The organism is Xiashengella succiniciproducens (assembly GCF_023674465.1).
GTDB classification, from domain to species: Bacteria; Bacteroidota; Bacteroidia; order Bacteroidales; family Marinilabiliaceae; genus Geofilum; species Geofilum succiniciproducens.
In genome coordinates, this window is the sequence record NZ_CP098400.1 from 171342 (window position 1) to 183396 (window position 12055).

Annotated in this window: 9 protein-coding genes and 1 tRNA gene; 5 read left to right on the forward strand and 5 right to left on the reverse strand. The window is 42.4% G+C overall.

All coding sequences use genetic code 11. The annotated features are described in order from the left end of the window. Positions 1–85: 85 nt before the first annotated feature. Positions 86–160: transfer RNA gene (locus tag M9189_RS00755), tRNA-Ile, on the reverse strand. A 74-nt stretch (positions 161–234) separates the two neighbouring features. Here M9189_RS00755 and M9189_RS00760 point away from each other — a divergent pair. Further along, positions 235–843 carry an HAD family hydrolase gene (locus M9189_RS00760; RefSeq protein WP_250724000.1) on the forward strand — a complete coding sequence of 203 codons (609 nt, stop codon included), beginning with the start codon at positions 235–237 and terminating at the stop codon, positions 841–843. 3 nt (positions 844–846) lie between these two features. Here M9189_RS00760 and M9189_RS00765 read toward each other — a convergent pair whose 3' ends face one another. From M9189_RS00765 to M9189_RS00780, 4 genes are all read right to left on the reverse strand, one after another. Further along, positions 847–1275, reverse strand: coding sequence for an SPOR domain-containing protein (locus M9189_RS00765; protein ID WP_250724001.1), 429 nt, complete (start codon positions 1273–1275; stop codon positions 847–849). 95 nt (positions 1276–1370) lie between these two features. Then, positions 1371–2426 carry a hypothetical protein gene (locus tag M9189_RS00770; RefSeq protein WP_250724002.1) on the reverse strand — a complete coding sequence of 352 codons (1056 nt, stop codon included), beginning with the start codon at positions 2424–2426 and terminating at the stop codon, positions 1371–1373. 34 nt (positions 2427–2460) lie between these two features. After that, the gene (locus M9189_RS00775; protein WP_250724003.1) at positions 2461–3459 is read right to left on the reverse strand and encodes a hypothetical protein; all 999 of its coding nucleotides are present in this window, start codon (positions 3457–3459) and stop codon (positions 2461–2463) included. Positions 3460–3617: 158 nt separating this feature from the next. Continuing rightward, positions 3618–5888 carry an inorganic phosphate transporter gene (locus M9189_RS00780; RefSeq protein ID WP_250724004.1) on the reverse strand — a complete coding sequence of 757 codons (2271 nt, stop codon included), beginning with the start codon at positions 5886–5888 and terminating at the stop codon, positions 3618–3620. 138 nt (positions 5889–6026) lie between these two features. On the opposite strand from M9189_RS00780, the gene M9189_RS00785 reads away from it, so the two are divergent. The 4 genes from M9189_RS00785 to M9189_RS00800 all read left to right on the forward strand — a co-directional run bounded on the left by M9189_RS00785 (position 6027) and on the right by M9189_RS00800 (position 12044). Then, a complete protein-coding gene (locus M9189_RS00785) occupies positions 6027–7061 on the forward strand; it encodes a sensor histidine kinase (RefSeq protein ID WP_250724005.1) in 1035 nt (344 codons plus the stop codon). 136 nt (positions 7062–7197) lie between these two features. Further along, positions 7198–7896: a response regulator transcription factor gene (locus M9189_RS00790; protein WP_250724006.1), complete on the forward strand. Its 699-nt coding sequence runs from the start codon at positions 7198–7200 to the stop codon at positions 7894–7896. A 281-nt stretch (positions 7897–8177) separates the two neighbouring features. After that, the gene (locus tag M9189_RS00795) at positions 8178–10862 is read left to right on the forward strand and encodes a TonB-dependent receptor (protein WP_250724007.1); all 2685 of its coding nucleotides are present in this window, start codon (positions 8178–8180) and stop codon (positions 10860–10862) included. A 21-nt stretch (positions 10863–10883) separates the two neighbouring features. Further along, positions 10884–12044, forward strand: coding sequence for a hypothetical protein (locus tag M9189_RS00800; protein ID WP_250724008.1), 1161 nt, complete (start codon positions 10884–10886; stop codon positions 12042–12044). Positions 12045–12055 lie beyond the last annotated feature (11 nt).

The following is a 12055-nucleotide window of genomic DNA, read 5'->3' on the forward strand; positions in this document are numbered from 1 at the left end:
GATGTAGGACGTATAAAATATGTAGGAATTGTGTACTAAAAAAACCACTCACAGATGAATCTCTGTAAGTGGTTGTCATTGAGAGTGGGCCCAGCTGGACTTGAACCAGCGACCCCCTGATTATGAGTCAGGTGCTACTAACCAACTGAGCTATAGGCCCCAATCGAAAGCAAAAAGCTATCTTTGCTTTCGCGATGCAAAAATACAAAGTTTTTTCAATTATCAAACGGTGTAATGAGAATATTGAACATCATTTTTGATCTAGGAGGGGTTGTAATAGACCTTGATGTAAAACGCACCTATGAAGGATTCAGAAGGCTTTTCGGTGAGGATGTGATGAATCTGGAACATGGGTATTTGCGCAGCAGCTTGCAGACAGACTATGAGATTGGAGCCATAGACAGTGAAGAGTTTTTGGATGGTTTGGAGGCTCTTGCGCTGGAGGGTGTGACCCGCCAGGATATTATTGATGCCTGGAATGCAATGCTGATAGGAATACCAAAGGAGAGGGCTCTTACACTTGAGAGCTTGTCGGACAAGTACAGGATTTTCATATTAAGCAATACCAACAGCATTCATGAGGAATGCTTTGAGCGAATGTTGCCGGGACATGAAAAGTTGAGCGATATCTTCGAGAAAGCATATTATTCTCACAGGATAGGATGCCGTAAGCCAGATCCGGAGGCTTTCAAGGTTGTGCTTGAAGGAAGTGGGTTGAAGCCCGAAGAGACTTTGTTTGTGGATGACCTGGAGCTTAATATTGAGGCGGCTAAGAAATTGAATCTCCATACCCTGCATGTAATGCAGAATATGGAGATTGCAGATATTTTCAAGGATTGGTAAAGCTTATTTCTTGACGAGCAGCCAAACACCTTCCTTACCTGGGGTAGCTCTTTCAGAATCAAGAGCTTTAATAGCTTCTTTCCAGCTATTGAAAGACATATATGCGACCTTATAAAAGTCACTATTGGGTCCGTCATTCCTTTGGATTATCTGAGCACTGAGGCCCTTGTTTACCAGGCTTTGCTTGTATTTTTCAGCATTGGACAACTCCTGGAAGCTGGCAGCTATCAAAAAGTACCTGTCATTGGCTGACGTTGTTGGTGCTTCAATTACCGGATCTGGGACTACCTCTTCAACCACCGGATCTTCCTTAAGCTCTTCGACTACGGCAACTGGCGCAGGCTGTGGGGTCTGAACCTTTTTGGCGGTCTTGCCCTTACATGCTGACATAGCTAGCAGCATCACTATTGCCACAAACACTATTCTTCTCATCCTTTTCCTGTTTAAATTAGCGGCAGGTCCCGTAGGACCTGCAAAACAGGCCTAAGGTATTAATTTTTTGACATTAATGTCAATACCTCTATCCTTTATTCTTCCTCCAGTTTAAGTGAATATCTGATATTGTCCTGATAGCTTAGTAACATGACATAGATAAATGAGGACTTTGCACTAATATCTTCAAAGATCATTTCACCTTCGTAGATTCTGTCTGGCATTGCTATATAGTCCTTTGCATAAGGTTTACCAGAAACCCAGACCTGGACGAATTCCATAAATGTTGCTGGCAGTTTGTATTCAGGTTCAATAATGTCTACTGTCAGTTTGTAAGACTTGGTACTATCGGCTTTGAAATAGTAATACACCTGTGCTATTTCAGGTTTGACAGTCCATGGGGCATACCATAGAGTGTCTGATACCTCTATGCCGACGCCTTCTACCTGAATGGGGTTGTAGATAGAACCGGGTATAGAATCAGCCTTGTGGAATGTTTTTTCGAAATCGACCCAGGCGTCTTCTATAGGAACATCAGAAATAAATGGATCAGAGGATTGAAGTTCAGCTATCCAAATTTGAGGCTTATCAGAGAAGGTGAAGTTTATTGTAAGTTTTTTGTTCTCTCGTTTGGCAGTACCAACTATTGGGGCTGTCTGATTATTTTCCTTGAAGCTTATTGTTGATCCTGAAAAACTGTAGGATCCTTCGCTAATCACCTCTATAATAGATGTATCTTCTGCCCTAAAGACTATGTAAGTATTATCTGCCTTGAATCTGACAAAGGTTTTTCCGTCATATTCTGGTTCCTGATCATCAGAACTATCATTGGGGTCACTATTGTCACCCTCGTCAGGGTCACCATCATCTGTATCGCCTTCATCCTTACCTTCTCCATTGTCTTCTCCTTCCTGGTTCTCATCATCGGTTCCCTCTCCAGTGGTATTTTGGTCTTCACCTGAGTTTTCATCATCTCCGACACCTTCTTTAGTAGAATCCGATTTCTGATCTGCTGTCTGGATCTCAACGACTTTCCACAGTCCGTAGACAGTGGTGATTACAGGATTGTTATCATCGCTGCTGCATGAACTTAGGGCTACTATAAGTCCCAACACCAGGGACAAGGTAATTACAAGGAATCCTTTTCTCATTTTTTGCTACTTAATGGATATTATGTGTATAGGTTTATTCTTCATTATCTGTTTGTTCCGGATCTGTACCATCTATTCTGAGTGTGATCTTCACATTCTCCTCATAGCTAAATAACTTGATATAGAGGCAGGAAGTAGAAGGCATAACCTTGTAGGTGGGTAGAGGGTCTCCATCCTTCACCTGTCCCGAAATTAAAGGTCGGTCAGTTGAGAAAGCATCTGTGGCGCTTACCTCAATATATTTGAAGTAGTCGTGAACGTTTCCATAATCACTTTCTATACCTACAATCTTAATTGAGTAAATACTTTTGGGCTCAACAGTTAAGTAATATCTGGTTTCAAAACCATTGTTGTTTTGTGCAAGCATTAATTTTTCTAAGGTAATGTCGGTATTGAGCGGAGCCAGCATTGGGTTGGCACTTAGTCCGATGTTTACCGAGCTGTTGTGAGAAACGGCACAGCCCTTGGCATTACCATTACCTTGATTACCTCCATTCCCTGGGTCGTCTTTTGCAAGAGGATCGACCGATACCAGAACAGCGTTGTAAATCTCATCCGCACCATCCATTTTTCTAATTAGTGTAAGAGTTTTGCTTTTTACAACATATCCATAGACCAGTTGGGTGTTATTGCCAAGGGTTATTGTAATTTCATTTCCGCTGATAGAGTAGTAACCTTTTTCTTCACTCTGTTTTTCGGAATTGGCAATCACCACGTGTCTGAATGCCCCATCCATGATGTAGAAGTAAGGCTGCTGGCCTTCCTCATCAGGGAAAGATATATTTATTAGCTCATTGTCAACATCAGAGTTTTCTTCATCTCCTGCATCATCATTCTGCTGGTCGCTTTCTTCGTTATCGGAAGAAAATCCCTCACTTATCGGTTCATACCTATAACTTGTGATTTTCCAAATACCTTCAATGGTCGTTTCGGAGCTGTCATCGTCACTGTCGCTGCTACATCCAATAGTAGTAAGAGTAAGGACTGTCAGAAATGCGAGAGATACGAGCATTTGGTTGTAGATGTGTTTCATATTACTGGTTTTTCAGATAGCAATAAATACGCACAATAGCTATAAAGGTTATAATTAGAGGGTTACTTTTTGCAGTGGGATATTGCATATAAGGCATCAGATCTAAGGTCGGAGGTTGGCCTCCGACTAGAAACAGGGATAAAGAGTTGAGTATTTTTTTATTTACGTCCCTGGGGTAATTTGCGGTTGAAGTCACAGATAGCCTGGTAGAGGCTGTATGAATAAAGAAGGAGATTTTTTGTCTCGCCAATGATTTCCATGTAGATTACGTTAACCCTTGTACTACCCTTGCCCAACTTGATACGTCTTATCTGTTCTACCCGATATTCCTCAAGAAGAGTTATGGCGGCATTTTGTCTTTTCTTGAGATCAGCAAGAGCCTCACTACGTCTTTCCTTTTCAAGGTAAATCAGGAAGTTGATAAAGGCGGTAAATTCGTCAAGGATGACTGTAAGGTCGCTCTTCTGGGCTTCTGTAAGTGTCTTATGTTGGTTTTCCATATGTTCACATGCCGGTGCTGCGATGGCAGCCACGGTATTTGCCAGAGCTGTGAGGTAGTCAAGTATCTGCACAAAATATTGACCTGAGTCCTGCGACTCTTCAGGCAGACTGCTATATGTATTAAATATTTCTGCTTTAAAGTTTCTAATGTTTTTTTGCAGAGCCTCAATCTTGTTGACTGCCTCCCTGAGTTGGCTTACGTTTTCATGCATAAGCCCGTCAACAGCCATCACGTAGATTTTTGAGATTTCCAACAAACTGGCTCTGACCTTGCTTCGGCCAGCCTCACTTATCCATTCCAGACTTTCATTGGTCCTGATGAAATTCGATTCAATTACAGCAGCTTCCTCTGCCCATTTTCTGCGGTGAGCCCTGGTAGTTTGCCACAGCGTTATGACCATGGCGACAAACAGCACTAATGCTACCCAGATACCACCTTTAATAATCAAAAGGGTGAAGACAAAGGCTCCCAAAAAGCCGGAAATTGCAGTAATAAACCAGGCTCCAAGGATGGAGAGGACTCCGGAGAGGCGATAAACTGCACTATCCCTGCCCCAGGCCCTGTCGGCAAAAGAACTGCCCATAGCTACCATAAAGACAACGAAGGTTGTGGATAGCGGAAAGCGAAAATGGGTACCAAGAGCCACGATAAGACTTGAAACGATGAGGTTGACTGAAGCTCTGAGGCTGTCGAAATAAATAATGTGATCAGGATAGCCCTCTCTTCCTGATTCGGGCAGTTCAAACCTTGAAGCAACATAGTTCCTCACCCTCGGGGGTGCGGAATTTTCTATTCTGCTATAGAAGCGCAGAAAACCTCTGACCATAGTAATGGAAAGTGGAGTTGGTCTGAAGCGTTCACTCCCAGGGCTTTGCCTTCCAAGGTACACTTCCATATTGGTTACAGACTGCAGTTTTCTTGAGTTAAATAGGGTAAAGGCCATAATTAAGCCTGATGCAAGAAACAGCAATATATAGGCCCAGTCACTGATATTTCGGGTTTGTGACCATTCGGTATTGAGGAAGGCTAGTCCAAAATCGTCTATAGATGCACCCGGAGTCCGAAGGAATTTAATGAGGCTTTCCAGCCCGGTCATGGGTAGGCCGATATAATTGACCAGGTTGTTGGATGTGAAAGACATTGCAAGTACAAAGGTGCCAGCCAACACAACGATGTTGGGAACCTCGGCCTTGAACACAAAGGCCGACAGCATAAACAGGAGCAAAGTGACTGCAAAACAAATTGCCAGAGAAATAATCAGACTCTGATCAAGGATCCATTGGGTGCCTTCACCAGTTATATCACCTTGCCTTATAGAAAGGTAAAAAATGCATGTGAAGGCTATGGCTCCGGTAAGCGCAAAGAGAGTATTATATCTGCCGTGGTAGTGGAAACTGAAAATGAGACGTACGAAAAACTGAACAATAGCACCTATTATAAAGGATGCGAAGATTGAGATCAGAATGCCGGCCAGAATAAGAAAGAGACTGTCGGTGTTGATAAGTCCGGGATATTGAGCTAGTCCGCCGCCACCAAAGGCTTTGGAAATACCAATAGCCAGTGCTCCGCCGATAAGGCTGAAAATAAGTGTTATGGTGGTCGAAATTGGGAAGCCCGTCGTGTTGAATGCGTCTAGAATAATTACATTGGTTATCGAGACAGCAATAAAGAGCACCAAAATCTCATATAGGCTGAAACCTGCAGGATTGATTATGTCCTGCCTTACAAGCTCCATCATTCCGCCTGCAAAGAAGGAACCTACAATTAGTCCGACGGCAGCTACAGCCAGTATTACCTTTCGGGATGCAACCCTTGAGCCAATGGCAGGGTGCAGGAAATTGACGGCATCGTTTGAGATCCCTGTCACAAGGAGGAACACAGGCAATGTAAGCAGCAATATTACTATTAGCCACAGGATAGTCGACATTCAGCCTTATTTTTGCACCAAATGTAGCACTTGAAACAATAGGTTAGAACTGTAATAGGTTAAGTTTACGTTAGCTTTTCAGTTTCAGGGTTTAAGGGACGACAATTTGTATAACTTTGTACAATTACCGGATAAGATATGAAGACTGTAGCCCCAAGCCGGATCGCAGCTTACATCACCCTGAGCTTTTTGGTTCTGGCAATTATGTTATTTGCCGTTTACAGTGTGTTTGAAAAGGGTTTAATTGCCCTTTTGATTGCAATACCTGTCTTCACAGCTATTGTATTCTTTGTAGTACATTACTTTCTCAATGTCTTTATCTACGAGAAGATAAAGCCCATCTACAAGACTATTCACAACTTCAAGCCCTCAACAAGGGACTTCAATGCTATCAATAATGACGTATTCATCCAGGTCAACAAGGAGGTAGATGAGTGGATGAAGGACAAGATGCTGGAAGTTGAGAAGCTAAAGGAGCTCGAGAAGTACCGCAGGGAGTTTTTGGGTAATGTGTCACATGAGCTTAAAACACCAATATTTAATATTCAGGGTTATATCCTTACCTTGCTTGAGGGAGGGATAGATGATCCCGGTATCAATATGTTGTATCTAAAGCGTACTGAGAAGAGTATTGACAGGATGATCTCTATAATTAGTGATCTTGAGGCCATTGCCAAACTGGAGTCTGGAGAACTTGAGATGCAGAAGGAACGCTTTAATATCTACAACTTGGTCGAAGAAGTATATGAGATGCATGAGATGAGGGCCAAGGAAAGGGGTATCACCTTGAAGTTTGGTAAGAATGTAGATAAGGCGACTTTTGTAATTGGAGACAGGAAACGTCTTTTTCAGGTTCTAAGTAATCTGGTAATCAACTCGATAATCTATGGGGTTGATGGGGGTAAGACCACTGTCAGTTTTTACGATATGGATAAGGTGGTACTTTTACAGGTTCGGGACAATGGTATTGGTATCCCACGACATGAATTGCCTCGGATCTTTGAGCGTTTTTACAGACTGGATAAGAGCCGTTCCCGTGAGCAAGGCGGTACCGGTCTGGGACTGGCAATAGTTAAGCATATTTTAGAAGCACATGGGCAGACGATTAATGTTACAAGTACCCCAGGGAAAGGCTCTTCCTTTACCTTTACACTTGAGAAGCCTCCTAAATAAGGCTAAAGGGAGCTTACTGGAAGGGCTGTTACAAGCGTTTTGAAATTATAGACTTGTGCCAATAGGGTTCTGAATACAACAAAGAGGACTTTAATACCGGAGAGGCAAGTACATTGTAAAAATAAAATATAGAAATATGAGTGAAGCGGATAACAGGAAAATTCTTTTAGTGGATGATGAGCCTGACATATTGGAATTTCTAAGTTACAACCTTGAGAAAGAGGGCTTTGATGTTAGAACCGCAAGTAATGGTGAAGAAGCAATTGAAATTGCCCGGTCCTTCATTCCCCATCTTATAGTATTGGATGTTATGATGCCGGGTATGGATGGCATTGAAACATGTGAAGAGATCAGAAAGACTCCTGAGCTTAAGGATTGTCTTATCGCTTTCCTAACTGCACGTTCAGAAGATTATTCTCAGATAGCAGGTTTTGAAGCAGGTGCAGATGACTATATTGCCAAACCAATCAAACCAAAGGTGTTAGTATCGAGGGCGAAAGCCCTGTTGAAACGCTATCGCGCAAATGATGGTGATAGTGGTTCTACAGATAAAGTAATTGCAATTGGTGACCTTGTAATAGATAAGGAGAAATACCTTGTAACCTTCCGTGACAAGGAGTACTCTTTGCCCAGAAAAGAATTTGAACTGTTGATCTTATTGGTTTCTAAACCCGACAAAGTATTTACCCGTGAGGAAATATATAATGCAGTTTGGGGTGAAGGTATCGTTGTTGGAGACAGGACTATTGATGTACATATTAGAAAACTTCGTGAAAAATTTGGCCAGGATAACATTAGGACAATTAAGGGAGTTGGATACAAATACACTGAATAACCATTTCTTAAAGCTGACTCAATATTAATTTAACCCTCCATATTTGGTAGGCTTTCGCTTCGATGTGCTTTTCCTGTAAAAGACCTGTTAGGTCAATATGCTGCAAATCAGATTTTTTATCTTTATTTCTTGCATCTGATAACTGGCTTAAATATTAAGCTTGACTATCTAATCATACTTCTAAGTGCTTAATACATAGTTAATCCATCCTTAATTCCTGCTTAGCATACTTGACAGGATAGCTCCCTATTTTTGCCATTGACAGAAATAGAGATACAAAGATGAGAACCAGCTTATTTATTTATTTGATTTTCTTCCTGGGAGTAGAAGCGCTTTTTGGCGGATCAATAAGTGGAAGAGTAATTGATGGCAAAAACGGGGAGGAGATTCCCGGTGCAACAGTAGCAGTTGCAGGTACACATAAAGGTACAGCAGCTAATATTGATGGAGAGTTTTACATAGGCGGATTGGAACCCGGTGTTTATGCTCTGTATTGCAGTTTCATTTCATATGAACCTACCGAGATCCCTGACGTCGTTGTAGGTGAAGAAGATGAAGTGGTAGTGGAAATAGAACTTTACGGTACTACTTATACTATTGATGAGGTCAGCGTTGTTGCTCAAAGCTCAGACAACAGTGATCTTGCCTACTTGATGGATCGAAAGGAAGCTCTTGTAGCGGTACAGACTATTGGAACAGGGGAGTTGTCCCGTAAAGGAATTGGTGATGCTCTAAATGCGGTTGCTAATGTACCAGGTGTATCCCTTCAGGAGGGTTCCAGGAATGTGTTTGTCAGAGGACTTGGAGACAGGTATAATGCCACTACCCTGAATGGGTTTCCCTTGCCATCAGAGGATCCCGAACATAAGAATATAGCTCTTGGTTTCTTTTCCTCAGATATGATTGGAAGCATTGATGTAAGCAAGGTTTTTAATGCCACCAATTCAGGGGATGTCGGTGGAGCCCACATTAACATCAATACAAAGAAACTAAACGGTAACAGGGAGCTTGCTTTTGGCATTTCAGGAGGTGTCAACATTATGTCTGTTGGTGAAAAGATACTTAAACCTGAAGGAGTAAATAGTTTTGGTATATCTGAAGATGACCATCCTGATGCTTATTCCTTTGATTACAGTAATGGTCTGGAGCCCCTTAATGCAGGCATACCACTTAACCGCAGCCTAAATGCCTCCTATGGGAAGCGTTTTCAAACAGGTGCAGGAATTGCACCAATCGACTTTTATGCTGTTGGAACTCATTCCTCTGATCTATCCTATTATGAAGAAAGAGTCAGGAGTATTACAACCGGAAATGAGGATCCATACCAGGATCAACTGGGCAGAAAGCATGGTGTAAGGACCAATAACCTGCTTCTTGCGGGTATTGATCACAACCTGGGTGGAAAGCACTCATTGGCATACAGCCTGCTTGCGCTGCACGTGACCAACAGTAGCTTTGGAAGCTACGAGGGCCGTCATTCGGACAGATATCAAGACAGTGAAAGCTATGAAGGCTATTATCTAAGACAGCAAATAAATGAAAATCTACTACTGAGCAATCAGCTGCTTACTGAATGGAAACTTTCAGAAAGAACCAACCTTAATGTTGGCATGGCATGGAATAAGGTAAGAGGAAAGGAACCTGACAGGAGAGAGAACAGCCTTTCAAGACAGCCTGATGACCTATACAATTTTACCGGCAGTAACAGACAGAAACGTTTTTTCTCGGAGCTAAACTCTGAAGACTTAAATGCAAAAGCCTCATTGAATTTCTCGCTAGCTAACAATGAAGACTGGTCTTCAACACTTGTTGTGGGCTATACCGGACGATTCCAGAGTGACTCGTTTGTATCAAAGGAGTACAACTATGACCCCTATCCCGGATTATTCAGGCTTGAGTATTTGAATCTTGATAAGTTATATAATAAGGAGAACTATTTAAGAGGTGATTTTAGCCTTCAGGAAGGTGTTCCTAATACCTATGATGTAAGTAAGTATTTAAACTCATTTTATACTGAGCTAAACCTCAGGCCTAGTCATCATCTTAATCTCAGTGCCGGATTGAGAGCTGATATGACAGGAATAGAGGTTGACTATGAAGTGGACCATACTGCTCCAGGAAGTGTAAGCCTAAATAAGTTCTATCTCCTTCCTTCCCTAAATATAAGGTTTGATCCTGATCAGAATCAAAGCCTTAGGTTTGGTGCAAGCAGGACATATACTTTGCCCCAGTCAAAAGAGATTTCACCTTACAGGTATGTAAACACAGGCTTTGCAAGTCAGGGTAACGTAGACCTGCAGCCATCGGTCAACTACAATGCTGATATAACATGGGATTACTTTCCCTCGGCTACAGAGATTATCTCACTGAGTGCCTTTTACAAGGATGTCAGTGATCCCATAGCCAGGGTGGAGGCTGGCAACTCAGCAGGGGTGCTAAAATATGACAACATAGCTGATCATGCTAATGTAGCAGGTATCGAGCTTGAGGTTCGCAAGAACTTGTTTTCACACTATATGGAAGGATCAAGTCTTCAGAGACTCACACTGGGGCTAAACTCTTCATATTTATATTCCAGACTTCTGATAGATATGGTGGGGACTCCTGCCAGAGAGGCCCAGCTTGAAGGAGCAGCACCATTTATCGCGAATGCTGAGCTCTCATATAAGATTGTAAATGATGACTATACCTTTCTGGTCTCAGTCATTGCCAGACATATAAGTGACAGAGTACATACAATTGGTATGTTGGGATTCAGGGATATAGTAGAGCAGGCAAGCACGGCACTCGATTTTACAGCTTCATATAAGTTGAGTACCGGCTTTGGTGTAAAGCTGAAAGCGTCCAACCTGCTGAATCCAAGTTATGTGTTGTCAAGAGAAAGATCTTCCGGTGAAGGAACAGTTATCCTCAACGAGTTCAAAAAAGGTGTTGATATAAGCCTTGGATTGAGTTATGAATTTTGAAACAACCTAAATTAAAACAATATGAAAAAAAGTGTTTTTAGAAAGTTTGCATTTACTGCATTGATTGCTGGATTTGCAATGGTGTCATGCGACAAGAATGACGACGGGAATGATTTGAATGTCAGAGACAACGAGCTTGCCGGCTCTGTAAGTGATTATCTTGAACTTGATCCGGAGCTTGAGTACTACCTGACCGGTCCTCTTATCGTAGAAGAAGGGGGAGTGTTGGATATACCGGCCGGAACAGTTATTAAGGCACGCCAAGGTTTTAGTAAGTACATCCTGGTATTGCAAGGCGGGAAAATATATGCAAGGGGTACAGCAGATGCTCCGGTTAGAATGATTGCAGATATTGAAGATGCCGGTCAGGGATACTGGGGTGGTCTTATAATCAACGGTGGTGCCCCCCTGGCAGGTACTGATGAGGTCGGAAGCACCGAGGTTAACTCTTCCTATACTTATGGAGGAAATGATGCCGGTGAGAGTTCTGGTGAACTAACTTACTTGGTTTTGGGAAATACAGGAGCTCGTTCAAGCGCTGATGTTGAACACAATGGTTTAACTCTAAACGGTGTAGGTAGTGGGACAGTTATTGAGAATATCTATATATACGATAGTGCAGATGATGGTATAGAGTTCTTTGGAGGATCTGTAAACGTAACTAACCTCTTGGTAGTCAACTCTGACGATGATATGTTTGACTTTACCCAGGGGTATTCAGGAACCTTGAAAAATGCATATGGCATCTGGGAAAGCGGTTTTTCAAGCAGTGAGTCAGATCCTCGCGGGATAGAGGCTGATGGGAACCTGGACGGCAATTTCCCAACCCATGTAAACCAGAGCGACTTCAGGATTGAGAACATTACATTTGACCTGAGGTTGGATCATGCATCCGGTGACCCAGCAAGACAAATGCAAGACCTTATCAAAGTTCGCAGGGGAGCAAAGGCTGTAATAGTCAATGCGCTTGTCAAGGGTAGTGGTGCAGTTGGTGACTTGATAGACCTTACTGATGGTAAAGGCAATGGTGACTTGGGGTCACAGATCAGTCTTACCAATATGTTGGATAATGCTATTGACGGATCAGAGATAAAACCGGCTGATGCTGAAGCAATAGTGATTGAATCAGGAAACATCGGTTGTGACAGCAAGCTGTTTAGCTGGACTGGATACGAGTTCTAATAGATGCATAT

Bases quoted from the DNA above. Each gene is read 5' to 3' on its own strand.
- M9189_RS00760 (WP_250724000.1), top strand. From the start codon at position 235: ATGAGAATATTGAACATCATTTTTGATCTAGGAGGGGTTGTAATAGAC.
- M9189_RS00765 (WP_250724001.1), bottom strand. From the start codon at position 1,275: ATGAGAAGAATAGTGTTTGTGGCAATAGTGATGCTGCTAGCTATGTCA.
- M9189_RS00770 (WP_250724002.1), bottom strand. From the start codon at position 2,426: ATGAGAAAAGGATTCCTTGTAATTACCTTGTCCCTGGTGTTGGGACTT.
- M9189_RS00775 (WP_250724003.1), bottom strand. From the start codon at position 3,459: ATGAAACACATCTACAACCAAATGCTCGTATCTCTCGCATTTCTGACA.
- M9189_RS00780 (WP_250724004.1), bottom strand. From the start codon at position 5,888: ATGTCGACTATCCTGTGGCTAATAGTAATATTGCTGCTTACATTGCCT.
- M9189_RS00785 (WP_250724005.1), top strand. From the start codon at position 6,027: ATGAAGACTGTAGCCCCAAGCCGGATCGCAGCTTACATCACCCTGAGC.
- M9189_RS00790 (WP_250724006.1), top strand. From the start codon at position 7,198: ATGAGTGAAGCGGATAACAGGAAAATTCTTTTAGTGGATGATGAGCCT.
- M9189_RS00795 (WP_250724007.1), top strand. From the start codon at position 8,178: ATGAGAACCAGCTTATTTATTTATTTGATTTTCTTCCTGGGAGTAGAA.
- M9189_RS00800 (WP_250724008.1), top strand. From the start codon at position 10,884: ATGAAAAAAAGTGTTTTTAGAAAGTTTGCATTTACTGCATTGATTGCT.